The 22,843-nt window shown below is 66.6% G+C and carries 21 protein-coding genes and 3 pseudogenes; 13 read left to right on the top strand and 11 right to left on the bottom strand.

What is annotated here, in order from left to right:
• Position 1 precedes the first annotated feature (1 nt).
• A complete protein-coding gene (fadD17, locus tag ACNQVK_RS08865) occupies positions 2 to 1,513 on the top strand; it encodes a long-chain-fatty-acid--CoA ligase FadD17 (protein WP_418029224.1) in 1,512 nt (503 codons plus the stop codon).
• 69 nt (positions 1,514 to 1,582) lie between these two features.
• Entirely contained in the window at positions 1,583 to 2,557 is a 975-nt protein-coding gene (locus tag ACNQVK_RS08860; protein WP_418029223.1) for an NAD-dependent epimerase/dehydratase family protein, read from the top strand.
• Here the strand turns inward: ACNQVK_RS08860 and ACNQVK_RS08855 are convergent.
• On the bottom strand, positions 2,543 to 3,097 hold the full coding sequence (locus tag ACNQVK_RS08855; RefSeq protein ID WP_418029222.1) for a TetR/AcrR family transcriptional regulator: 555 nt from the start codon (positions 3,095 to 3,097) through the stop codon (positions 2,543 to 2,545). The genes ACNQVK_RS08860 and ACNQVK_RS08855 overlap by 15 nt on opposite strands.
• A gap of 42 nt (positions 3,098 to 3,139) precedes the next feature.
• Between ACNQVK_RS08855 and ACNQVK_RS08850 the strand changes: the two genes are divergently transcribed.
• Positions 3,140 to 3,865 (top strand): DUF6597 domain-containing transcriptional factor, encoded by a 726-nt coding sequence (locus tag ACNQVK_RS08850; RefSeq protein ID WP_418029221.1) that lies wholly within the window; start codon positions 3,140 to 3,142, stop codon positions 3,863 to 3,865.
• Here ACNQVK_RS08850 and ACNQVK_RS08845 read toward each other — a convergent pair.
• Entirely contained in the window at positions 3,802 to 4,197 is a 396-nt protein-coding gene (locus ACNQVK_RS08845; protein ID WP_418029220.1) for a VOC family protein, read from the bottom strand. The two genes, ACNQVK_RS08850 and ACNQVK_RS08845, sit on opposite strands and share 64 nt — an antisense overlap.
• Before the next feature lie 127 nt (positions 4,198 to 4,324).
• Between ACNQVK_RS08845 and ACNQVK_RS08840 the strand changes: the two genes are divergently transcribed.
• Positions 4,325 to 5,878 carry a succinic semialdehyde dehydrogenase gene (locus tag ACNQVK_RS08840; RefSeq protein WP_418029219.1) on the top strand — a complete coding sequence of 518 codons (1,554 nt, stop codon included), beginning with the start codon at positions 4,325 to 4,327 and terminating at the stop codon, positions 5,876 to 5,878.
• 19 nt (positions 5,879 to 5,897) lie between these two features.
• Here the strand turns inward: ACNQVK_RS08840 and ACNQVK_RS08835 are convergent, their stop codons facing one another.
• From ACNQVK_RS08835 to ACNQVK_RS08825, 3 genes are all read right to left on the bottom strand, one after another.
• Complete coding sequence (locus tag ACNQVK_RS08835) at positions 5,898 to 6,737, bottom strand: class I SAM-dependent methyltransferase (protein WP_418029218.1); 840 nt, start codon at positions 6,735 to 6,737, stop codon at positions 5,898 to 5,900.
• Between the two features lie 107 nt (positions 6,738 to 6,844).
• Complete coding sequence (locus ACNQVK_RS08830) at positions 6,845 to 7,966, bottom strand: NAD(P)H-dependent flavin oxidoreductase (RefSeq protein WP_211156129.1); 1,122 nt, start codon at positions 7,964 to 7,966, stop codon at positions 6,845 to 6,847.
• A complete protein-coding gene (locus ACNQVK_RS08825) occupies positions 7,966 to 9,651 on the bottom strand; it encodes an acyl-CoA synthetase (protein ID WP_418029217.1) in 1,686 nt (561 codons plus the stop codon). Before ACNQVK_RS08825 ends, ACNQVK_RS08830 begins: the two co-directional genes overlap by 1 nt.
• 33 nt (positions 9,652 to 9,684) lie before the next feature.
• On the opposite strand from ACNQVK_RS08825, the gene ACNQVK_RS08820 reads away from it, so the two are divergent.
• On the top strand, positions 9,685 to 10,485 hold the full coding sequence (locus ACNQVK_RS08820) for a crotonase/enoyl-CoA hydratase family protein (protein WP_418029216.1): 801 nt from the start codon (positions 9,685 to 9,687) through the stop codon (positions 10,483 to 10,485).
• Between the two features lie 143 nt (positions 10,486 to 10,628).
• Here the strand turns inward: ACNQVK_RS08820 and ACNQVK_RS08815 are convergent, their stop codons facing one another.
• From ACNQVK_RS08815 to ACNQVK_RS08800, 4 genes and pseudogenes are all read right to left on the bottom strand, one after another.
• Positions 10,629 to 10,931: a hypothetical protein gene (locus tag ACNQVK_RS08815; RefSeq protein ID WP_418029215.1), complete on the bottom strand. Its 303-nt coding sequence runs from the start codon at positions 10,929 to 10,931 to the stop codon at positions 10,629 to 10,631.
• 178 nt (positions 10,932 to 11,109) lie between these two features.
• Positions 11,110 to 12,314, bottom strand: a pseudogene (locus ACNQVK_RS08810) (cytochrome P450).
• Positions 12,311 to 12,991 carry an acetoacetate decarboxylase family protein gene (locus tag ACNQVK_RS08805; protein WP_418034052.1) on the bottom strand — a complete coding sequence of 227 codons (681 nt, stop codon included), beginning with the start codon at positions 12,989 to 12,991 and terminating at the stop codon, positions 12,311 to 12,313. The pseudogene ACNQVK_RS08810 and the gene ACNQVK_RS08805 overlap by 4 nt, the downstream one beginning before the upstream one ends.
• Positions 12,992 to 13,186: 195 nt before the next feature.
• Positions 13,187 to 14,217 (bottom strand): annotated as a pseudogene (locus ACNQVK_RS08800) (LLM class F420-dependent oxidoreductase).
• Positions 14,218 to 14,275: 58 nt separating this feature from the next.
• Between ACNQVK_RS08800 and ACNQVK_RS08795 the strand changes: the two are divergent.
• Genes ACNQVK_RS08795 through ACNQVK_RS08775 form a run of 5 tightly spaced genes read left to right on the top strand, consistent with a single transcriptional unit; the run spans position 14,276 to position 18,847 of the window.
• Positions 14,276 to 15,286: a Zn-ribbon domain-containing OB-fold protein gene (locus ACNQVK_RS08795; protein WP_409548345.1), complete on the top strand. Its 1,011-nt coding sequence runs from the start codon at positions 14,276 to 14,278 to the stop codon at positions 15,284 to 15,286.
• An 11-nt stretch (positions 15,287 to 15,297) separates the two neighbouring features.
• Positions 15,298 to 16,353: a thiolase domain-containing protein gene (locus ACNQVK_RS08790; RefSeq protein ID WP_418029214.1), complete on the top strand. Its 1,056-nt coding sequence runs from the start codon at positions 15,298 to 15,300 to the stop codon at positions 16,351 to 16,353.
• A gap of 4 nt (positions 16,354 to 16,357) precedes the next feature.
• The gene (locus ACNQVK_RS08785) at positions 16,358 to 17,542 is read left to right on the top strand and encodes a thiolase domain-containing protein (protein ID WP_418029213.1); all 1,185 of its coding nucleotides are present in this window, start codon (positions 16,358 to 16,360) and stop codon (positions 17,540 to 17,542) included.
• A 5-nt stretch (positions 17,543 to 17,547) separates the two neighbouring features.
• Entirely contained in the window at positions 17,548 to 18,426 is an 879-nt protein-coding gene (locus ACNQVK_RS08780) for a TIGR03619 family F420-dependent LLM class oxidoreductase (protein WP_418034051.1), read from the top strand.
• Between the two features lies 1 nt (position 18,427).
• A complete protein-coding gene (locus ACNQVK_RS08775) occupies positions 18,428 to 18,847 on the top strand; it encodes a nuclear transport factor 2 family protein (protein ID WP_418029212.1) in 420 nt (139 codons plus the stop codon).
• Here ACNQVK_RS08775 and ACNQVK_RS08770 read toward each other — a convergent pair.
• A pseudogene (locus ACNQVK_RS08770) lies at positions 18,844 to 19,367 on the bottom strand (gamma carbonic anhydrase family protein). The gene ACNQVK_RS08775 and the pseudogene ACNQVK_RS08770 overlap by 4 nt on opposite strands.
• Positions 19,368 to 19,428: 61 nt before the next feature.
• On the opposite strand from ACNQVK_RS08770, the gene ACNQVK_RS08765 reads away from it, so the two are divergent.
• The 3 genes from ACNQVK_RS08765 to ACNQVK_RS08755 all read left to right on the top strand — a co-directional run bounded on the left by ACNQVK_RS08765 (position 19,429) and on the right by ACNQVK_RS08755 (position 21,809).
• Entirely contained in the window at positions 19,429 to 20,064 is a 636-nt protein-coding gene (locus ACNQVK_RS08765; RefSeq protein ID WP_418029211.1) for a hypothetical protein, read from the top strand.
• 108 nt (positions 20,065 to 20,172) lie between these two features.
• Positions 20,173 to 21,333, top strand: a complete 1,161-nt coding sequence (locus ACNQVK_RS08760; RefSeq protein WP_418029210.1) for a Rieske 2Fe-2S domain-containing protein — start codon at positions 20,173 to 20,175, stop codon at positions 21,331 to 21,333.
• Positions 21,333 to 21,809, top strand: coding sequence for a hypothetical protein (locus ACNQVK_RS08755; RefSeq protein WP_418029208.1), 477 nt, complete (start codon positions 21,333 to 21,335; stop codon positions 21,807 to 21,809). The genes ACNQVK_RS08760 and ACNQVK_RS08755 overlap by 1 nt, the downstream gene beginning before the upstream one ends.
• Here the strand turns inward: ACNQVK_RS08755 and ACNQVK_RS08750 are convergent.
• Entirely contained in the window at positions 21,806 to 22,828 is a 1,023-nt protein-coding gene (locus tag ACNQVK_RS08750) for a TIGR03617 family F420-dependent LLM class oxidoreductase (RefSeq protein ID WP_418029207.1), read from the bottom strand. The two genes, ACNQVK_RS08755 and ACNQVK_RS08750, sit on opposite strands and share 4 nt — an antisense overlap.
• Positions 22,829 to 22,843 lie beyond the last annotated feature (15 nt).

Here is a 22,843-nt window from a genome sequence, read left to right as displayed (position 1 = left end):
GATGGGGGGTCCAACCGCCGGGCCGACGGTCACCGAGCTGCTGGTCCCGCTGGCCGAGGTCACCGACCGTGGCCTCTACCAAGAGGATTCGTTCGTCAGCTGGGCCGACCACATCGCCGCCGGTGCGCAACTGGCCGCGGCGCTGCGGGCACGGTTGGACCCCTCCAAACCCCCGCACGTCGGGGCACTCCTCGGCAACACCACATTCTTCTCCAGCCTCCTGGTGGCCGCGGGCCTGAGCGGACTGGTGCCCGTCGGGCTCAACCAGACCCGCCGCGGTGAGGCACTGGCCCGCGATATCGCCAAGGCCGACTGCCAGCTGGTACTGGCCGACAATCCCGACGCGGTACCCCCCGGGGTGGATTTCATCGATGTCGAATCTGCCGACTGGGCCGCCGAACTCGCGTCGTATCGGGACATCCCGGTGACGTTCGCCGATCTGTCGGCCGACGACCTGTTCATGCTCATCTTCACCTCGGGGACCAGTGGCGATCCCAAGGCTGTACGGGTCACCCACGACAAGGTGGCGTTTCCGGGCCGGATGCTGGCCGACCGCTTCGGGCTGGGTCCGGCCGACACCGTGTACCTGTCGATGCCGCTGTTCCACTCCAACGCGATCATGGCCGGCTGGGCCGTCGCCGCCGCGGCCGGCGCGTCGATCGCATTGCGGCGCAAGTTCTCCGCCTCCGGCTTCATTCCCGACATCCGCCGCTTCGGCGCCACCTACGCCAACTACGTCGGCAAGCCGCTGTCCTACATCCTGGCGACCGAACCCGCACCCGACGATGCCGACAATCCGCTGCGGTTCCTCTACGGCAACGAGGGTGCGCCGCGGGATCTGGGCCGGTTCGCCGAGCGGTTCGGGGTGACGGTGGTCGACGGATTCGGTTCCAGCGAAGGCGGTGTGGCGATCGCCCGCACTCCCGACACCCCCGAAGGCGCCCTCGGGCCGCTCACCGACCAGGTGGCGATCGTCGACGTCGACACCGGCGAGCCGTGCCCGCCCGGAGTGGTCGGCGAGTTGGTGAACCCGACCGGCGCGGGCTGGTTCCGCGGCTACTACAACGATCCCGAAGCCGAAGCCGACCGCATGGCCGGCGGTGTCTACCACACCGGCGATCTGGCCTACCTCGACGAGAACGGCTACGCGCACTTCGCCGGGCGGCTCGGCGACTGGATGCGGGTCGACGGCGAGAACCTGGGAACCGCGCCGATCGAGCGAATCCTGTCGCGCCACCCCGACGTCGCCGAGGTCGCGGTGTACCCGATCCCCGACCCCGATGTGGGCGATCAGGTGATGGCCGCGCTGGTGCTGACGGCGGGCACGCCGTTCGACATCGACAGCTTCGGGAAATTTCTTCATGAGCAGCCCGACCTGGGACCCAAGCAGTGGCCGTCGTATGTCCGGGTCGGCACCGAGTTGCCACGTACCGAGACGTTCAAGGTGATCAAGCGGCAGTTGTCGGCCGAGGCCACCGAGTGCGCGGACCCGGTCTGGCCGATCCCCCGCTAGCCCGCACCTGCGCGGCACCCACGCCGACCATTTCGATACCATTGGCATCGAAACATGGGAGGCGTCAGCATGCACATCGCAGTGACCGGGGGCACCGGCTATCTCGGAGCCCACACCGTCCGGGGCCTGCTGGCCGCGGGCCATCGAATCCGCCTGCTGGTCGCGCCGGGTTGCGGTGACGACGACGTGATCGGCCACCTCGCCGCGCTCGGTGAGATGTCGGTGCTCGAAGGCGACATCCGGGACAGCGACAGCGTCGGGGACCTGCTGTCGGGGTGCGACGCCCTGATCCATGCCGCAGGCATCGTCGGCACCGATCGCCGGCGCGAACAACTGATGTGGGAGATCAACGCGCACGCGACCGAGACCGTGCTGAACCGTGCCGTCGAGGCCGGGCTCGATCCGATCGTCTCGGTCAGCAGCTACAGCTCACTGTTCCCGCCGCCGGACGGCGTGATCACCGCCGACACCCCGCCGGCGTCTGGCCGCAGCCCCTACGCCCAGACCAAGGCCTATGCCGATCGGGTGGCCCGACGACTGCAGGACTCCGGGGCCCCGGTGGTGGTCACCTACCCGTCGAGCGTGGTGGGTCCGGCCTATTTCACCGCGGCCGGGGTCACCGAGCGCGGCTGGGCACCGATCGCCAAGGCCGGTCTGGCGCCCCGGATGACCGGCGGCATGCAGATGATCGACGTGCGCGATGTCGCGCTGGTGCACGAGCGGCTCATGGTGCCCGGGCGCGGACCCAAGCGCTACGTCTGCGGCGGCGTGATGGTGTCGTTCAACGAGATGATCGATGTGCTCGAACAGGGCGCTGGGCGCAACATCCGTCGAATCCCGTTGCCGGGTAGCCTTTTCCGGGGCATCGGCTGGTGCTCGGATCTGCTCGGCGGGGTGCTTCCGCTCGGTGACGGGATCAGCCACGAGGCGGCGCTGCTGCTCACCGCCGCCACCCCCACCGACGACCGGAGCACGCTCGCCGATCTGGGCATCGAGGCATGGCGGTCGCCGCAGGACGCCATGTTGGCCTCATTCGGCAGGTGACACACCCAGGGCCTGGCTGAGCAGCCGCACCAGCCGCTGCTGCAGTTCGGGCGAATCGTCGTCGGTCGCCACCGTGGTGGTGAACAGCGCCGCCCCGGCCGCCATGGACAACGCAGCCCTGGCTTCGGCTTCCGTCCCGTATCCCCTGGCCGCGAACATCTCGATCGCCGGCCCGCTGAACCCGTCCCACAGCGCTTTGCGCAGCGCGGCGTTCTCACGCAGCGCCAGCAGCAGTCCGGGCACCGCCTCACTCACATCGGGACGGCTGAACAACTGATGGCTGCCGCGCACCACCCAGTCGATCCAGCCGGCCAGATCGGTGCCGGAAAACGGTGACATGTCGGGTGATTCGCCGAGTATCGCGTGCAGCACCAACTCGGCCTTCGACGACCACCGCCGGTTCAGGCTGGACCTGCCGACCCCGGAACGCGCCGCGACCAGCCGAACGCTCAGGTCGTCCCAGCCCACCTCGACCAGCAGCTCACGCGTGGCCGCGAGCACCCGCTCGTCGATCGACGTGTCGCGTGGTCGCCCGGCCATTCCCCGATTCAACCGCATGGTGGCGCGGGTAGCGTCGGAGACGTGGGCTACCGGGAACACCGTCCGTCGCCACGACTCGGCGAGTTCGTGGAGTGTCGGTGGGTCCGCACGGGCGCGGCAGAACCCGGTCGGATACTGCCCGACGGCTGCATGGACCTGATCCAGATGGACGACCGGATCGTCGTGGCCGGCCCCGACACCACGGCGTTCATCGCCGCGGGCGGCCGCGATCCGGTGCAGGGTTTGCGGTTTCGGCCCGGAGCCCTGCCGCGCCTACTCGGCGTCCCAGCCTGCGAACTGCGCGACACCCGGGTCGACCTGAGTGAACTGCGCCCGATCGAGCGGGGCGGCTCACTCGAAGAGCTCGCCGAAACGCTGGCCTCGGAACAGCCCCGCACCGAGACCGCCCCCTGGCCGCTGCAGGCACTACGGGATATCACGCGCCGGCTGGCCGCCGGCGAATCCGTCACTACGACAGCGCGCCAAGCCGGTTGGTCGAACCGGACGATGCAGAGGCAGTGCGCGGCGGTCTACGGATACGGGCCGGCGACGCTGCGCCGCATTCTCCGGTTCCGCCGTGCGGTCGGGCTGATCGACACTGGCCTGAGCGCCACGGCGGTCGCAGCGCGGGCCGGCTATGCCGACCAGCCCCACCTGCATCGCGAGGTCCGCGCCCTGGCCGGGGTGCCATGGCGTCAGCTCCGTCAGCTTCCCGATGCCGCGAACAGGTCCACCGAGGTCCCGTCGGGATCTTCGACGGTGGCATAACGCTGTCCCCATGGCGCGTCGAAGGGCTTGAGCGTTCCCGGGTGCCCGGCGGCGGTGAGTCGCTCGTAGAGCGCGTCGACGTCGGCGGGCGCGTCGAGCCCGAAGGCCAGCGCCACCCGTCCGGCTCCCGCCGGGGGCGACCAACCGGGATGCATTCCGGCGATCACCTCCTCGGTGTCGAACGCGAGACAGTTTCCGCCCGGCAACGCCACCTCGACGTGCGGCCCGTCGGGCCGGGGAACCGGCAGGCCGAGCAGCCGATAGAAGTCCAGGGATCGGGGCAGGTCTCTGGTGACGATCTCGACGACCACCGAGTTCAGTTTCAAGGGCATACCCGCAGGTTAGGGTGCTGGACCGGGCAAAGTCGTGAACAGATCGGACAAGGTGTGCCTTTGTCGGACCGCCGGTACCGAGTAGGTTTGGCTTGACTGTTAGTTACTTGCCAGTAGGGAGTCCCCGATGCCCGCTCCGTCCGCCGCCGACTTCGCCCGACTGCGCGCGCTCGTCGCCATCGACGACGTCGGCGCCCGGCAGTCCAAGCCGATCGACGAGGTGTTCACCGGCAAAGAGCTGACCACCATCCCGGTCGGCACTGCCGAGGACGTCGCCGCGGCATTCGTCAAAGCGCGCGCCGCGCAGGCCCTGTGGGCCAAACGACCGGTCAAGGAACGCGCGGCCGTCATCGAGCGCTTCGGCGAACTGGTGGCCCGCAATCGCGACTTCCTGATGGATGTCGCCCAGGCCGAGACCGGCAAGGCCCGTTCGGCCGCGCAGGAAGAGATCGTCGACATGATCCTCAACTCGCGCTACTACGCGCGCGAGGCGACGAAACTGCTCTCCCCCAAACGCGTTCAGGGCCTGCTGCCCGGCATCGTCAAGACCGTGGTCAACCACCACCCCAAGGGCGTCATCGGGGTCATCTCGCCATGGAATTACCCGATGGCCCTGTCGATCTCGGACTCCATCCCAGCCCTGCTGGCCGGGAACGCCGTGGTGGTCAAACCCGACAGCCAGACCCCGTACTGCACGCTGGCCAATGCCGAACTGCTGTATCAGGCGGGCCTGCCGCGCGATGTGTTCGCGGTGGTTCCCGGACCGGGTTCGGTGGTCGGCACCGCGATCGTCGAGAACTGCGATTACCTGATGTTCACCGGTTCCACCGCGACCGGCCGGTCCCTTGCCGAACAGTGCGGCCGCCGGCTGATCGGCTTCTCCGCCGAACTCGGTGGCAAGAACCCGATGATCGTCACCAAGGGCGCCAACCTCGACGTGGCCGCCAAGGCCGCGACCCGTGCCTGCTACTCCAACGCAGGGCAGCTGTGCATCTCGATCGAGCGGATCTACGTCGACCGGGAGGTCGCCGACGAGTTCACCGCCAAATTCGGCGAGCAGGTGCGCAACATGAACCTGGCGGCCACCTACGACTTCACCGCCGACATGGGCAGTCTGATCTCCGAAGATCAGGTCAAGACCGTCTCCGGCCACGTCGATGACGCAAAGGTCAAGGGCGCCACAGTGGTTGCCGGCGGCAATGCGCGCCCCGACATCGGCCCGCTGTTCTTCGAGCCGACGGTGCTCACCGGTGTCACCGACGAGATGGAATGCGCGCGCAACGAGACCTTCGGCCCGCTGGTGTCGATCTACCCCGTCGACTCGGTGGAGGAGGCCATCGCGAAGGCCAACGACACCGAGTACGGCCTGAACGCCAGCGTGTGGGCCGGATCGAAGTCCGAAGGTGAGGCGATCGCGGCCCGGATCCAGGCCGGCACGGTAAACGTCGACGAAGGCTACGCCCTGGCCTGGGGCAGCACCGCGGCACCGATGGGCGGGATGAAGGCCTCGGGGGTCGGGCGCAGGCACGGTGCCGACGGCATCCTCAAATACACCGAGTCGCAGACCGTCTCCACCGCACGGGTGATCAACCTCGATCCCCCGCTGGGGATTTCGCAGACGTTCTGGCAGAAGGCGCTGACCCCGATGATCCAGGCGGTGCAGAAGCTGCCCGGTCGGTAGTTCTCGGTGCCGTCTCCTCCTAGGTCACGGGACGACGAGCGACGACCGCGAAGTTCAGCGGGATCCTCGGCGTTCCAGGCGGCAGGGTCCAGCCTTCGGTGCAGGGCACGAGAGCAGGGAACGCCGGCCAGTCCATGTAGGGCAGTTCGGCGAATGCCTCGACGACGAGCCCGGCCTGCAGCAACGCCGTGACTACTTCGGCCAGGTCATGACGCCACTCATGGTTGCGCACATGGGCGACCTTTCCGGCCGAGTTCTCGGTGTAAGTCCCTGCGTCGTCGTAGGTTCGGGCACCGCCACCACTGAGATAGTCGTCGGTGACATCCCACGGTTCGAAGTCCATCGCACCGAGGAGTGGATGATCGTCGCGGATCAGGAACACCCCGCCCGGTTCGAGCAGATCGTGGATCGACCGGGCCCAGTTGGCGAGTTCGGGCAGCCACACGATGGTCCCGGCACTGGTCACCACGGTCTCGAAGCGTCGCTGGACCAACGTCGACGCGAACCGCGCGTCGCCCTCGACCCAGGTGATCTCACGGCCGTCGGCCTCGGCGATCCTGGCCGCGTGCCGCAGCGAGTTCGGTGACAGGTCGACGCCGTGCACATCGCGCGCTCCCAGCCTCGCCCAGGACACGGTGTCGGTACCGATGTGGCATTGCAGGTGCAACAGCGAACGGTCCGTCACCCCGGCTTGCGGAAGGTGCGGCGCCAGCACCTCGAGGTCGTTGAGCACGACCCGCGAGATGTCGGTGGGGTCGGCCAGAAACCCTGCCACGTCATACATCTGGGACCGCGCGTGGACATCTGCCCGGTCGTCCCAATTGGCACGGTTCGCGGCAAGCGCGTCCACTTCGTTCACCGTCTCGACCCTACCGGCGAGGGCCGAAACACATCGAGCCTGCGGTCAGATCGCGAAATCGTGAGAAATCGCGATCTGACCGCAGGCTCGATGCGCTGTGTGCGGACTCAGCTTTCGGCGATACCGTCGAGGCGCTTGGTGGCCGCCTCGAAACCGCTCACCAGCTCACCGATGATGTCGGCGGCAGGGCGGATCTCGTTCATCCGGCCCACGATCTGGCCGACCGGCATCGCGACCGTGGTCGGGTCATCGGAAAGGCTCATCCGCTGATGCGCCTCGCCGACCAGGATGTTCTGCAGCGGCATCGGCAGCGCTTCGGGGGCGTCCGGTGCGTCCCAGGCGTCGGTCCAGCGGCTCTTCAGGATCCGGGCAGGCTTGCCGGAGTAGATCTTCCGGCGCACGGTGTCGGCGGAGGTGGCATTCAGCAATGCCTCCTGGATCACCGAGGCACCCGACTCGCGACGCACGCCCAGGTCGTATTCGGCCGCGGTGAGGAATGCCGATCCCATCCAGACGCCCTGCGCACCGAGCGCCAGGGCCGCCGCCACCTGTCGGCCGCTGCCGATACCACCGGCAGCAAGCACCGCGGCCTTACCGTCGACAGCGTCGACGATTTCCGGCCACAACACCACCGAGCCGATCTCACCGGTGTGCCCGCCGGCCTCATGCCCCTGGGCGATCACAATGTCCACCCCGTTGGCCACGTGGCTGAGCGCATGCTTGGCGCTGCCGGCCAGCGCTGCCACCGGCACACCTGCCTCGTGAACCTGCTCGATGACGTCATTGGGCGGGGACCCCAGCGCGTTGGCGATCAGCTTGATCGGATGGCGCAACGCCACCTCGACATGGCTTCGCGCCACCGAGTGCAGCCAGCCCAGCACACCGGTGTTGTGCTCGCCCTCCGCGGGGAGCGGCGGAACGCCGAGATCGGCAAGGGTTTTCGCGACGAAGTCCCGGTGAGCCTGCGGAATCAGCTTGTCGATGTCGACTGCACTGCCCTCGGTGGGGATCTTGTTGGGCATCACCACGTCGACGCCGTACGGCTTGCCGTCGGTGTTGGCGTCCATCCAGGACAGCACGTTTTCCAGCTCGTCGGGATCGTTGAACCGCACGCAGCCCAGCACACCCATACCGCCGGCCCGGGTGACCGCGGCGGCCACCTTCTCCGACGGGGTGAAGACGAAGATCGGGTATTCGACCCCGAACCGCCGGCAGAGATCAGTCTTCATCATTTTGCTCCAACATGATTCGCGTGCACCTCGTCGGCAGCGCGCTCCTCGGTGGTGTCCTTTGCCCACCGGTAGTCGGGCTTGCCCGCGGGTGAGCGCTTGACCTCGTCGACCAGCCACAGGCTGCGCGGCACCTTGTAACCCGCGATCTCGCTGCGCACGAACGCATCGAGATCGGCCAGGGTCGGGCGGGACCCGTCGCGCGGCTGCACGACCGCGGCGACGTGCTGACCGAAGCGCTCGTCGGGCACGCCGACCACCAGCGCGTCGAACACGTCCGGGTGTCCCTTGAGCGCGGCCTCGACCTCTTCGGGGTAGATCTTCTCGCCGCCGCTGTTGATCGACACCGAGCCGCGGCCCAGCATGGTCACGCTGCCGTCGGCCTCGACCTCCGCGTAGTCACCCGGGATGGCGTAGCGGACTCCGTTGAAGGTCCGGAAGGTCTCGGCGGTCTTCTTCTCGTCCTTGAAGTAGCCGACCGGGATGTGGCCGCACTTGGCGATGATGCCGCGCACGCCCGACCCCGGGACCACCTCGTTGCCGTCCTCGTCGAGCACCTTGGTGTTCTTGTCGATGGTCACGCGCGGGCCACCGGTGTGGCTCTGCCCCTTGGCGACCACGGAGGTACCGCCGAAACCGGTCTCCGACGAACCGATCGAGTCGGTGATGATCCGGTTGGGCAGCAACTCGAGGAACTTCTCCTTGAGGCTCGTGGAGAACAGGGCTGCGGTGCTGGCCAACAGGAACAGTGACGACAGGTCGTACTCGTTGCCCGCGTCCTGGTGGGCCAACAGCGCATCGAGCAACGGCCGCGCCATCGCGTCGCCGGTGAAGAACAGCAGGTTGACCTTGTGCTCGTGGATCATCCGCCACGCCGCGTCGGCATCGAACTCCGGCATCAGCACCACGGTGTGGCCGGTGAACAAGGCCATCCAGGTGGCCGACTGGGTCGCGCCGTGGATCATCGGCGGGATGGGCAGCCGGATCATCGGCGGGTTGGCGGCGGCCTGCTTGGACAGGTCGTATTCGTCGGCGACGGGTTCGCCCGTGGCGAAGTCGGTGCCGCCGAACAGCACTCGGTAGATGTCCTCGTGACGCCACATGACGCCCTTGGGGAATCCGGTGGTGCCGCCTGTGTAGAGCAGGTAGATGTCGTCGGCACTGCGCGGGCCGAAGTCGCGCTCGGGCGAGCTGTCGGCGATGGCCGAGTAGAACTCGACGCCGCCGTACCGCTGGTAGTCGTCGTCCGACCCGTCTTCGACGACGAGGACGGTCTTGACCAAGGGCGTCTCGGGCAGCACGTTGGCCACGCGATCGGCGTACCGGCGCTCGTGGATCAGCGCGACCATGTCCGAGTTCTCGAACAGGTACTTCAGCTCACCCTCGACGTAGCGGAAGTTGACGTTGACCAGGATCGCGCCGGCCTTCACGATGCCCAGCATCCCGATCACGATCTCGATGCGGTTGCGACAGTAGAGGCCGACCTTGTCGTCCTTCTTCACACCCTGCGAGATCAGATAGTGGGCCAGGCGGTTGGCCTTCTCCTCCAACTGCGCATAGGTCAGCTGTTCGTCGCCACAGATCAGGGCGACACGGTCAGGCACAGCATCGATGGCGTGCTCGGCAAGATCGGCAATATTCAGAGCCACAGAACCTAAACTAGAACGTGTTACATTTCGATACAAGTCTGGGTTGAAAATGCAGAGAGGCTGACCCCTGTGAGCGACACCGATAAAGGGCCCGACGCCCTCATTGAGCAGCGCGGACACACCCTGATCCTGACGCTGAACCGGCCCGAGGCGCGCAACGCGCTTTCCACCGAGATGCTCTCGATCATGGTCGAGGCCTGGGACCGCGTCGACAACGATCCGGAGATCCGTACCTGCATCCTGACCGGTGCCGGCGGGTACTTCTGCGCGGGCATGGACCTCAAGGGCGCGACCAAGAAGCCGCCGGGCGATTCCTTCAAGGACGGCAGCTACGACCCGTCACGCATCGACGGTCTGCTCAAGGGCCGCCGGCTCACCAAGCCGCTGATCGCCGCGGTCGAGGGCCCGGCCATCGCGGGCGGCACCGAGATCCTGCAGGGCACCGACATCCGCGTCGCCGGGGAGAGCGCCAAGTTCGGCATCTCCGAGGCCAAGTGGAGCCTGTACCCGATGGGTGGCTCCGCGGTGCGCCTCGTCCGCCAGATTCCCTACACCATCGCGTGCGACATGCTGCTGACCGGACGGCACATCACCGCCGCCCAGGCGCTCGAGTACGGCCTGATCGGTCATGTGGTGCCGGACGGCACCGCGCTGGACAAGGCCCTGGAGATCGCCGAGGTGATCAACAACAACGGCCCGCTGGCCGTGCAGGCCATCCTCAAGACCATCCGCGAGACCGAGGGCATGCACGAGAACGAGGCGTTCAAGCCCGACACCGCCAACGGCATCCCGGTGTTCCTGTCTGCCGACGCCAAGGAGGGCCCGCTGGCCTTCAAGGAGAAGCGCGCGCCGGTTTTCCAGATGAAGTAGCCCTCGAGGCGGCCCGAAGGACGTTACGCCGCGGATTGCAGCCACTATCGAGCAGCAATCCGCGGCGTTGTCGTTGCCTGGCCCACGAAGCAAAGCTGAGGCCCTGCTCGATGTTTCGAGCAGGGCCTCAGTTTTTCAGGCTCTCAGCGCCAGTGTCCCGGCGGCGGCGGTCCCCAGTGCCCCGGCGGCGGCGGGCCCCACGGCCGCCGTGGCGGTGGTGGTCCCCAGAACCGGGGCGGAGGAGGTGGACCCCAGAACGGCGGCGGCGGTGGCGGCCCCCAGAACGGTGGGGGCGGCGGAGGTGGCGGCGGGAACTGCGGCGCCGGAACCACTGACATCACACTCGCCGGCGCCGGGGCCATTCCCAGTGCCGGTGCCGCATTCGCCTGACCAGCCATTCCCATGGCCCCGGCCAGCATCGCTCCGCCGAGCACCATTCCACTCATCACAGTTCGCCCAGGTAGATGTCGTGCCATCTCGTGCACCCCTCCAGTCGTCGCGTCGCATCCCCGATATCGCGAGACTATCTAATTAGATTGACTATGCGAAACCCGTGAGGCACTTGCACAGCGAATACTTAACTAGGACATAGGGATACACAGAGACACCGGACGTGGCCGGAAGCTAGGCCCCCACCGGCGCCGTCGGGGTGAAGACGACCGGCATGGCCTCCGGCCCGCTGACGAAGTTCGCCGGCGCAGCGGCACGTGCGCGCCGTCGGCCAGCCGCAGGTCCGGCAGGCGCTGCAACAGCCGGGACACCATGAGTCGCAGTTCCAGTCGAGCCAGCTGATTGCCCAGGCAGAAGTGGGTGCCGAAACCGAATGCCAAGTGGCTGTTGGGGTTCCGGTCGATCCGGAACTCATCCGGGTTCTCGAACACCGTTTCGTCGAAGTTGGCCGCTTCGAACATCAGCATGATCTTCTCGCCGGCCTTCAACTCGGTGCCATGGAACGTGGTGTCGGCGGTCAGGGTGCGGCACATGTTCTTCACCGGCGAGGTCCAGCGCAGCATCTCCTCGATCGCGCCGGGGAGTTTCTCCGGATCAGCCACCAACGCATCCCACTGATCACGGTGGCGCAGAAGCTGTTCCACCCCACCCGAGAGGGTGTGCCGGGTGGTCTCATCCCCACCGATGAGGATCAACAGCGTCTCCATGACGATCTCGTCGTCGGTCATCCGCTGGCCCTCGACCTCGGCGTTGACCAGGATCGAGAACAGGTCGTCCGTCGGGTTGGCCCGACGATTCTTGATCTCCTCCATGGTGAATGCCGTGTAGGCGGCGAAGGTTTCCATCAGCTTCTGGATCACGGTCTCGTCGACGTGCGACGACAGCCCGCACACCAGGTCGTCAGACCACTTCAGCAGCATGTCGCGCTCTTGGGGCAACACCCCGAGCATGTCGCCGATGACCGCCATCGGCAGCGGCGCGGCGATATCGCGCACGAAGTCGCATTCCCCGCGTTCACACACCGCATCAATCAGGGTGTCGCACAGCTTCTCGATCGAGGGCACCTTGTCCATCACGCGCTTGCGGGTGAAGCCGGAGTTGACCAGCTTGCGGCGCAACACATGTGCGGGATCATCCATGTCGATCATGTACGGCATGCCGGGCTGATCGGGCCGGATCCCACCGGTGGACGAGAACAGCTCGGGGTTCCGCTCAGCGTCGAGCAAGGCCTGATAGGTGGCGGCCGCGGCCAGTCCGTTGCGGTCGCGGAACACGGGCTCGTTGGCCCGCATCCATCGGTAGGCCTCCCGCGCGCCACCGTCGGCGTAGAAAGTGCCGTTGGTGAGGTCCACATCGGGCTTGAGCAGGACTTGGGTCACGAAATCTCCTTGGCGTCAGCAAACGTCATCTGCACATTGCGGACCGAGCTGGACAACAACGCCCGTTTGGGCAGGCCCAGGGCCGCAAGTTCTTTGGCATACGGGTGGTCCCCGAGCCGGATCCGGACCCCGCCCGGCCGGTACCGCACGCCGGAAAGCCGCATCTGGCCTTCGGTTTCGCGCAGGACGCCGTCGAGGTGGGAGAAGGTGGACTGCACCTGGGGTTTGGCGGTGAACGCCGACGGCACCGGCAGGCCCGGCTTGAAGTCCATGCCCACCGCGAGCCGGCCGTCGATGCTCACGTCGAAGCCGAACGGCCTACCGTCACGGACGGTGAAGTCCGCCAGGACTTTCGGATAGCCCCAGATCTGCCGGCCGGCCTGCAAAGTGAATTCACCGTCGACCGGAAGGTGATGCACGAACGCACCCGCCGAGCCAAGGCCGCGCAGGCCTGATTCCGCCGACCCGGGCCGGTTCACCATGACGTTGGTGCCGTACTCCAGGTACGGACCCAGATCACCGTCGATGTAGTGCATCAGCATCAGCACGACCATCGCGCGGTTCGGCCGGTGCCGATACACGCGCAGACCGCTGTAGTCGATCATGCGCTGCGCGGCGTCGGCATCGACCGAGAACATCGCCATGTGCTGTTCGGCGGCACGGATCTGCACCGGCATCGTCAACACGGTGCCGAGGACTGTGTGCTGCGAGGGTCCGGAAGCGGGCGCGCTGTGACTCACGCCATAAATCTAGAACCTCGACTAGACAGGTTGCAACAAAGTGTCTACTCATCGGGAACGAACAGACGCGGACGTACCCGGAAACGCGCTTTCAGCGGTTACCGGCGCGTCTGCTCGCACCCGGAAACGGGCCTACACGAGGGCAGCGAGATCCTTGATCTGCTCGACGGAGCGGGCACCGACGACCATCATGGTCACGCCCGAGGCCTCCCAGGCCTTGATCTGCTCCTTGACGTAGTCGAGGTTGCCGACGATCGCGGAATCATCGACCAATTCGTCGGGAATGACCTTGGCCGCTTCATCTTTGCGGTCACTGCGGAAAAGGCGAGTCACGTCCTCGACGACCTCGGCGTAACCCATACGGCGGTACACGTCGGCGTGGAAGTTGGTGTCCTCGGCGCCCATTCCGCCCATGTACAGCGCCAGGTGCGGCTTCATCAGCTCCATGATCGCGGGCCGGTCGTCGGTGACCACGACCTGCGCGGTCGCACAGATCTCGAAGGTCTCCCGGGTCCGCCGGCGCCGGGCCGGGCGAAGCCCTCGTCCAGCCACTCGTTGTACATGCCGGCGATGCGCGGCGAGTAGAAGATCGGCAGCCAGCCGTCGGCTATCTCGGCCGTCAGTGCGACGTTCTTGGGTCCCTCGGCACCCAGCATCACCGGGATGTCGGCGCGCAGCGGATGGGTTATGGGCTTGAGGTTCTTACCCAGGCCGGTGGTGCCCTCGCCGGTAAGGGGCAGCGGGTAGTGCGGGCCGTCGCTGTGCACCGGGGCCTCGCGCGCCCACACCTGGCGCAGGATGTCGATGTACTCGCGGGTGCGGGCCAGCGGCTTCGGGAACTTCGCGCCGTACCAGCCCTCGACCACCTGCGGCCCGGACACACCGAGGCCCAGGATGTGCCGGCCGCCGGAGAGGTGATCCAGCGTCAGCGCGGCCATCGCGCACGCGGTGGGGGTACGGGCGGACAACTGAATGACCGAGGTACCCAGCCGCATGCGGGTGGTCTCCCGCCCCCACCAGGCCAGCGGGGTGTACGCGTCCGAGCCCCAGGCCTCTGCGGTGAAGACGGTGTCGAAGCCCTCCGCCTCCGCGGCGGCGACGAGTTCGGCGTGGTTGGTCGGCGGCTGGGCGCCCCAGTATCCGAGTTGAAGACCCAACTTCATTAGCTCGCCTTTCCACACATGGTTGAAACCATTCTTAGAACCTGTTCTACTCGATGCTGTGACCACAGGCCAAAGCAGCCCGGTGCAGATCGACAAGCATGAGCGGCCCCTCTCGGCGCCGCTGAAGCTCTCATTCGACTACACCCGTTCAGTCGGACCGCTCCTGTCCCAGTTCTTCACCGCACTACGCGACCGACGCATCGTCGGCGTACGCGGATCAGATGGTCGGGTGCACGTACCACCCGCTGAGTATGACCCGGTCACCTACGCGGCCCTGACCGAGGTCGTGCCCGTCAGCGCGGTCGGCACGGTGCAGTCCTGGACCTGGCAGTCGACCCCGCTGGAGGGTCAGCCGCTCGACCGTCCGTTCGCGTGGGCGCTGATCAAACTCGACGGCGCGGACACCGCGCTGCTGCACGCCGTCGATGCCCCCGAGGGCACCCTGAAAAGTGGCGACCGCGTGCACGCGCACTGGATCGACGAGCCGGTCGGAGCGATCACCGATATCGCCTACTTCCTGCCCGGCGACCAGGAAGAACCAGTGGAAGCATCCTCCAGCCCGGATGACCGCGAGCCCGTCACGGTGCAGGTGACCCCCAGTTTCATCGAGATCCAGCACACCGCGTCCCTGCCCGAGACCACGTTCCTCAAGGCTCTCGAAGAAGGCAAGCTGCTCGGCGGCCGGACCAAGAAGAGCCGCGACGGCAAGCCCGGCAAGGTCTACTTCCCGCCGAAGGAAGCCGATCCCGCGACCGGTTTGGAGCTCGACGAGTTCATCGAGCTGCCGGACCAGGGCACGGTCACCACGTTCGCGATCATCAACATCCCGTTCCCCGGCCAGCGCATCAAGCCGCCCTATGTCGCGGCGTACGTGCTGCTCGACGGCGCCGACATCCCGTTCTTGCACCTGGTGACCGAGATCGACCCGGCGGACGTGCGGATGGGTATGCGCGTGCAGGCCGTGTGGAAGCCCCGCGAGGAATGGGGCCTGGGTATCGACAACATCGACTACTTCAAGCCCACCGGCGAACCCGATGCCGATTACGACTCCTACAAGCACCACCTGTAAAGGCCTGCCAAATGACTGATATCGCAGTGGTGGGCTTCGCGCACGCGCCCCACGTCCGCCGCACAGACGGCACCACCAACGGCGTCGAGATGCTGATGCCGTGTTTCCACAAGCTCTATGAAGAACTCGGCCTCAAGCAGACCGACATCGGATTCTGGTGCTCCGGATCGTCGGATTACCTTGCCGGTAGGGCATTTTCGTTCATCTCCGCGATCGACTCGATCGGCGCCATCCCGCCCATCAACGAGTCGCATGTCGAGATGGACGCGGCCTGGGCCTTGTACGAGGCCTACATCAAGTTGTTGACCGGCCAGGTGGAGACCGCGCTGGTGTACGGCTTCGGCAAGTCGTCGGCAGGCACCTTGCGCCGGGTGCTGGCCTTGCAGACCGATCCCTACACCGTCGGGCCGCTGTGGCCTGATTCGGTGTCGATGGCGGGCCTGCAGGCGCGGGCCGGCCTGGATGCCGGCAAGTGGACCGCCGAGCAGATGGCCCAGGTGGCGCTGGATTCCTTTGCCGCAGGCGGACGTACCGATAACGTGGCAGCAACCGGGACCATCAGCGACCTACTGGCCCAGCCATATTTCGCCGATCCACTGCGTCGTCACGACATCGCCCCGATCACCGACGGCGCGTCCGCGATCGTGCTGGCCGCCGGCGACAGGGCCCGCGAACTCCGTGAAAACCCGGCCTGGATCACCGGTTTCGAGCATCGGATCGAGACACCGATCCTGGGCGCGCGGGACCTGGTCACCTCACCCTCGACCGCTGCGTCGGCCAAGGCCGCCACCGGCGGTGATGTGGGCTCCATCGACATCGCGGAGATCTACGCCCCGTTCACCCATCAGCAGCTGATCCTCACCGAGGCGATCGGGCTGGGCTCGTCGACAAAGGTCAATCCGTCGGGAGGCGCCCTGGCCGCCAATCCGATGTTCTCGGCCGGACTGGAACGCATCGGTTTCGCCGCGCAGCACATCTTCGACGGTTCCGCGCAGCGCGTCCTGGCGCATGCCACGAGCGGCCCTGCGCTGCAACAGAATCTCGTCGCCGTCCTGGAAGGGAAATAAAATCGTGGCAGGACAGCTCGCCGCGGTGCTGGGCACCGGGCAGACGAAGTACGTGGCCAAGCGGCACGACGTGTCCATGAACGGTCTGGTCCGCGAGGCCATCGACCGCGCGCTGGCGGATTCCGCTTGCACGTTCGATGACATCGACGCCGTCGTGGTGGGCAAGGCGCCCGACTTCTTCGAAGGCGTCATGATGCCCGAGCTGTTCATGGCCGATGCCACCGGCGCGACGAACAAGCCGTTGATCCGGGTGCACACCGCCGGATCGGTGGGCGGTTCGACCGCGATCGTGGCGGCCAGCCTGGTGCAGTCCGGCAAGTACAAGCGCGTCCTGACGATGGCGTGGGAGAAGCAGTCGGAATCGAACGCCATGTGGGCGTTGAGCATTCCGGTGCCCTTCACCAAGCCGGTCGGTGCCGGCGCCGGTGGGTACTTCGCACCGCACGTGCGTGCCTACATCCGCCGGTCGGGCGCTCCCAACCACATCGGCGCCATGGTGGCGGTCAAGGACCGGCTCAACGGCGCGAAGAATCCGCTGGCGCATCTGCACCAGCCGGACATCACGGTCGAGAAGGTGATGTCCTCCCCGATGCTGTGGGATCCGATCCGTTACGACGAGACCTGCCCGTCGTCCGACGGCGCGGCGGCCATGGTGATCGGCAATGAAGAAGCCGCAGAAGCGCATCTCGCCAACGGGCATCCCGTGGCCTGGATCCACGCCACCGCGCTGCGCACCGAGCCGCTGGCTTACGCCGGCCGAGATCAGGTCAACCCGCAGGCCAGTCGCGACGCCGCCGCGGCGTTGTGGAAGGCAGCCGGCATCACAAGCCCCATCGACGAGATCGATGCCGCCGAGGTGTACGTGCCCTTCTCCTGGTACGAACCGATGTGGCTGGAGAGCCTCGGTTTTGCCGCCGAGGGCGAGGGCTGGAAGCTCACCGAGGCCGGCGAGACGGCCATCGGCGGGAAGATCCCGTTCAACGCGTCCGGCGGTGTGCTGAGCAGCAACCCGATCGGCGCGTCCGGCATGATCCGGTTCGCCGAATCGGCGATCCAGGTGATGGGCAAGGCCGGCGACCACCAGGTCGAGGGCGCCCGCAAGGCGCTGGGCCACGCCTATGGCGGTGGCGCGCAGTACTACTCCATGTGGGTGGTCGGCTCTGACAAACCAGGCGAGCCGAAGTCATGACGCACATGAAGTACACCCTCAGCGTGGCCATGGGCCCGCTGGAGCATCTGACCGGATTGGCCCGCACCGCAGAGGAAGTCGGGTTCGATTCGATCGCACTGCCCGACTCGCTGTTCTACATGGAGAAGCAGGCCGCGGACTATCCGTACACCCCGGACGGTTCGCGGATGTGGAACGCCGAGACCCCGTGGGTCGATCCGCTGATCGCGGCGGCCTCGATGGGGGCGGCGACCTCGAGGCTGCGGTTCTACACCAACGTCATGAAGCTGGGGTCGCGCAACCCGCTGCTGCTGGCCCGCCAGGTCGGCTCGGTGGCCAACCTGACCAACAACCGATTCGGGTTCGGCGTCGGGATCGGTTGGGCACCAGAGGAATTCGAGTGGTGTGGGGTTCCGTTCGCCAAGCGGGGGGCGCGCGTCGACGAGATGATCGAGGTGCTCAAGCTCGTGCTCGGCGGCGGCATGGTCGAGTTCCATGGCGAGTTCTACGATTTCGAGCGTCTGCAGATGAGCCCGGCGCCGTCCGAGCCCGTGCCGTTCTACGTCGGCGGGCACACGCCGGTGGCACTCAAGCGAGCCGCCCGTGTGGGTGACGGCTGGACCAGCGCGATGATGACCTGTGCACAGCTGGCCGAGACCGTGACGGCGATCAACAAGCTGCGGAGCGAATACGGCAGGGCCGATGAGCCTTTCGAGTTCCAGTCGGTGTGCATCGACAAATTCGATGTCGACGGGCACCGCCAGCTGGCCGAGGCCGGTATCACCGACAACATCGTCATTCCCTGGATGCTCGAGGGCCTGGGTTTCGATGCCCCGCTGGAGAAGAAGCAGGATTCGCTCAAGCGGTTCGCCGACACCTACATCCACTCAGGCTGGCAGGACTGACATGGCCGTCACCGATCCGCAACATCCAGCCCACCTGGCGGGCAAGCGATCCCGGGATGCGGTCGCCGCTCGGGACAAGCAGACCTGGCTGGACAATTTCGCCGACGACGCGATCGTGCAGGATCCCATCGGGCCGTCGTTCTTCGACCCTGAAGGCAACGGCCACCAGGGCAGGGAAGCCATCGCGGCGTTCTGGGACAAGGCCATCGCCCCGACCGACAACCTCGAGTTCAACTTCGCCGACACGTTCCAGTGCGGCAACGAGGAAGCCAACATCGGCAGCATCGTCACCACGATGGGCGGGCACCGCATCACCACCCCGGGTGTCTTCACCTACCGCGCGAATGACGCGGGCCAGCTGGTGGCGTTGCGGGCCTACTGGGAAGTGGACCGCGCGAGCGCCGAGAAGATCGAGAGCTAGAGCTCGGCAAGCCCGGTCAGGTAGCGCTGGGCCAGCTCCCGGTACGCCGCCGGGTTGGTCTGCACCCACGTCTGTGCGCCGGTGCCCGCGATGGGTCCGCGGATCTTCGCGGGTGCACCGGTGACCAACACCTCGTCGGGAATCTTGGTGCCCCCGACTACCAGAGAGTGTGCGGCGATCAGACTGCGCCGGCCGATCACCGCCCCGTCGAGCACTGTGCAGTGGTTGGCGATCAGCGCCTCCTCGCCCACGTGTGCGCCATGTACGACGCACATGTGGGCGACCGTCGCGCCCGGGCCGATGTCGACCGGGATCCCCGGTGGCGCGTGTAACACCGAACCGTCTTGGACGTTGGCGCCCTGGCGGATGACGATGGGGGCGAAGTCACCTCGCAGCACGGTGTTGAACCACACCGAGGCACCGGCCTCGACCGTCACATTGCCGATCAGTGTTGCCGTCGGGGCCACGAATGCGCTTGGGTCCACCACGGCGCCCGGCCCTCGAACGAATACAGCGGCATCGTCCACATATACCGCAGGAAACCGGCCGCGGCGCAGCGACGCGTACCCTGAACAGTAACTATGTCGCTCACGACAACCAATCACCCCAGGTTCTTGATCACCATCGGTCTTGCCGCGGCTGTCGTCGGCACGGCGGTCGCATGCTCCCCTGCCGGGGATTCGCCGAGTACGCCGTGGGTTGCCCCGCCGTCCACGTCGACGTCTGCAGCCGCACCGAAGCCGCCGAAATCGCAGGCTTCCGACTACAGCCATCTGCTGCTGCAGGCCGAGGATGTCAGCATTCCGCCGGACTCGTTCACAGCGCGGTCCAGCAACGTCAACCCCGACGGTCAGTCCGGGGCCAGCGCGCTGTTCGTCAACGCCGACGACACCCGGGCGATCGCCGACACGATCCTGATCTACCCCGATGCGGACACAGCCGCGGCAACGCTCAAACAAGCCTCCGCGGCGGTGAGCGCCATGGTGACCGGCGGCCAGCCGCAGCCGGTGCCGGTGGGTTCGAACGGGACCGTCATCTCGGGCACCGCACCGGACGGCAAGAAGGCCGTGACCCTGCTGATGTACACCCAGGGGCGCGCGGTGGTGCGTCTGGAGTTCGACAGCAACCCGGACGATCCGGTATCTCCGCAGACCGTGGCCAGTGTCGGCCGGATGCAACAGATCGCGTTGAGAATAGGCCTTCCGGAGCGGGAGTAACCCCCGCTCACAGCGGGTATGCCGCAGGTCACGCCTCAATTATTGCCATGAGGCCTCAAAAAACTGTAACGTGTTCTAGTTAGAGAGCACCGATACGGGAGGCCCACCGTGACTACCGAACATGCCGGCATCAGAGAGATCGACACCGGCGCCCTGCCAGACCGCTATGCGCGGGGCTGGCACTGCCTGGGACCGGTCAAGAACTTCCTTGACGGTCAGCCGCACTCTGTCGAGATCTTCGGCACCAAGCTGGTGGTGTTCGCCGATTCCCAGGGCGAGTTGAAGGTTCTTGACGGCTACTGCCGGCACATGGGTGGCGACCTGTCACAGGGAACCATCAAGGGCGACACCGTGGCCTGCCCGTTCCACGACTGGCGCTGGGGCGGTGACGGCAAGTGCAAGCTCGTCCCCTACGCCAAGCGCACCCCGCGGCTGGCCCGCACCCGCGCCTGGCACACCGACGTGCGTGGCGGACTGCTGTTCGTCTGGCACGACCACGAGGGCAACGACCCCCAGCCCGAGGTCCAGATCCCGGAGATCCCCGAAGCGGCCAGCGACGACTGGACCGAGTGGCAGTGGAACTCGATGCTGATCGAGGGCAGCAACTGCCGCGAGATCATCGACAACGTCACCGACATGGCGCACTTCTTCTACATCCACTACGGGCTGCCGACGTACTTCAAGAACGTCTTCGAAGGCCACATCGCCTCGCAGTACCTGCACAACGTGGGCCGCCAGGACATCGGCGGCATGGGCACCCAGTACGGTGAGTCGCACCTGGACTCCGAAGCCTCCTACTTCGGGCCGTCCTTCATGATCAACTGGCTGCACAACAACTACGCCGGCTACAAGGCCGAGTCGATCCTGATCAACTGCCACTACCCGGTCAGCCAGGACGCCTTCATGCTGCAGTGGGGCGTCATCGTCGAGAAGCCCAAGGGCATGGACGAGAAGACCACCCAGAAGCTCGCCAACGCGATGACCGACGGGGTCAGCCAGGGCTTCCTGCAGGACGTCGAGATCTGGAAGCACAAGACCCGCATCGACAACCCGCTGCTGGTCGAAGAGGACGGCGCCGTCTACCAGATGCGGCGCTGGTACCAGCAGTTCTATGTCGACGTCGCCGACATCACGTCCGACATGACCGACCGCTTCGAGATGGAGATCGACACCACCGCCGCCAACGAGAAGTGGCACGTGGAGGTCGAGGAGAACCTGAGGATCCAGGCCGAGCAGAAGTCGGCCGAGAAAGAAACAGCGCAGTCCTGATGACGACACGCAACGAGCGGAGCCAGGCGCCCGATGTCGACGACCTGGCCCGCTCGATGCTGTTGCTGCACGGCGCGCATGACGATGACGATCATCACGGCGGCGACAGCACGAGTTCGCCCGGCGGATCATGGGCCAAGGCACCGAATTTCGCGTCCGATCCGGAACGCGCCGCGGCAGTCCGCGAATCCAGCGCACGAGACCGCGAGCGCTATCTGACCTCGGGGCTGGTGTCGGTCGACTGCCGGTTCTGCCATGTCGCCGTTCAGGTGAAAAAGCTCAGCGCCGAACACACTTCGGTCCAGTGGAATTCCGAAGCGGTACGGCGCTGCGCCACTTTCGAGGAGATCCGTTCCAGCGGAGGAGATCCGGCCCGGACGCGGTCATGCCCTCGGCTGACCGACAGCATCAAGCATGCGGTCGCCGAAGGGTGCCTGGAAGAGGTGTCCTCCGCGCCTTCCCCCGGCGACGGCTAGTTCGCCCACTGCAGTTCGGCCACGCAGGCACCCAACGATTCGTCGTCATCCTCGTCGCCCAGCGGCGGCAGCACGATACCGTCGGCGACATCGCCGAATCTCGCCTTCAGCATGGCGGGGATCTCGTCGTGACGCCCGCAGACCAACAGCTCGTCCAGTATGGAATCGGTCAACACCGAAGGTAATTCGTCCCACAGCTCGGTCCGCACCAGCGACCGTAGCCGGTCTGGGAGGTCAGCCAGGCCGCGCCGGGCCAGACCCGTCGCGTACGCGGGCGTCGAATACAGGAATGCCAACATCCGGCGCTGCCGTTCCCGTTCCCCGGCCACCGCTTCATCAGTGCGGCCGGTGGCGATCGCCGTCGAGGCGACGACGAGCGGTTCGTCTGCCCTGCCCGAAGTCTCGGCACCCCGCGCCAGCGCCGGGCGCACCACGTCACGCAGGTAACCCGGGTCCGAGTTGGTCGAGTGCGTGACGATCCCGCGCGCGACGCCGCCGGCGAGTTCGCACATTCCGGCATTCACCGCACCGAGCCAGATCGGCGGGCGCACTGCGTCGCCCGGGCCGGGGTTGAAGTACGGCTGCATCCGGGTCAGCCGGTAGTTGTCGCTCTCGAAATGCACTGTGTCCCCGGTTCGGAACGCGTCGAACAGGGCGTCCAGCGCACCCACGTAATCCCTGAGCCGGGCGATCGGATCGCTCCACGGCATGCCGTAGCGGTCCCGGATGTTCTGTTTGATCTGCGTGCCCAGACCCAGTTCGAATCGCCCACCGGAGAGCATTGACAGATCCCAGGCCGTGTACGCCGTCAGCGTGGGGCTGCGCACGAACGCCAGGGTCACGGCGGTACGCACGGTGATGCGCGACGTGTGTTCGAGAGCCAGAAGCGAGACCGCGAGCGAGTCGTGCACGGTCTCGGCGACGTGCAGGCCGTCACAGCCCAGGCGCTCGGCCCGCCGCGCATAGTCCGCGGTGGCGGTCAGCGGCTTACGCGGGTCGAGCGCCAGATAGACCTTCATCTCGGAGGTTCGCCT

The sequence above is a fragment of the Mycobacterium sp. 134 genome, from assembly GCF_048282715.1.
Lineage (GTDB): Bacteria > Actinomycetota > Actinomycetes > Mycobacteriales > Mycobacteriaceae > Mycobacterium > Mycobacterium septicum.
This window is presented reverse-complemented; position numbering and strand designations above follow the sequence as displayed.

Coding starts and splice junctions, on each gene's coding strand:
- ACNQVK_RS08815 (WP_418029215.1), bottom strand. CDS start 10,931: ATGAGTGGAATGGTGCTCGGCGGAGCGATGCTGGCCGGGGCCATGGGA.
- ACNQVK_RS08840 (WP_418029219.1), top strand. CDS start 4,325: ATGCCCGCTCCGTCCGCCGCCGACTTCGCCCGACTGCGCGCGCTCGTC.
- ACNQVK_RS08790 (WP_418029214.1), top strand. CDS start 15,298: ATGACTGATATCGCAGTGGTGGGCTTCGCGCACGCGCCCCACGTCCGC.
- ACNQVK_RS08855 (WP_418029222.1), bottom strand. CDS start 3,097: ATGGCCGGGCGACCACGCGACACGTCGATCGACGAGCGGGTGCTCGCG.
- ACNQVK_RS08805 (WP_418034052.1), bottom strand. CDS start 12,991: ATGCCGGTGCAGATCCGTGCCGCCGAACAGCACATGGCGATGTTCTCG.
- ACNQVK_RS08765 (WP_418029211.1), top strand. CDS start 19,429: ATGTCGCTCACGACAACCAATCACCCCAGGTTCTTGATCACCATCGGT.
- ACNQVK_RS08845 (WP_418029220.1), bottom strand. CDS start 4,197: ATGCCCTTGAAACTGAACTCGGTGGTCGTCGAGATCGTCACCAGAGAC.
- ACNQVK_RS08830 (WP_211156129.1), bottom strand. CDS start 7,966: ATGAAGACTGATCTCTGCCGGCGGTTCGGGGTCGAATACCCGATCTTC.
- fadD17 (WP_418029224.1), top strand. CDS start 2: ATGGGGGGTCCAACCGCCGGGCCGACGGTCACCGAGCTGCTGGTCCCG.
- ACNQVK_RS08860 (WP_418029223.1), top strand. CDS start 1,583: ATGCACATCGCAGTGACCGGGGGCACCGGCTATCTCGGAGCCCACACC.
- ACNQVK_RS08750 (WP_418029207.1), bottom strand. CDS start 22,828: ATGAAGGTCTATCTGGCGCTCGACCCGCGTAAGCCGCTGACCGCCACC.
- ACNQVK_RS08775 (WP_418029212.1), top strand. CDS start 18,428: ATGGCCGTCACCGATCCGCAACATCCAGCCCACCTGGCGGGCAAGCGA.
- ACNQVK_RS08780 (WP_418034051.1), top strand. CDS start 17,548: ATGAAGTACACCCTCAGCGTGGCCATGGGCCCGCTGGAGCATCTGACC.
- ACNQVK_RS08755 (WP_418029208.1), top strand. CDS start 21,333: ATGACGACACGCAACGAGCGGAGCCAGGCGCCCGATGTCGACGACCTG.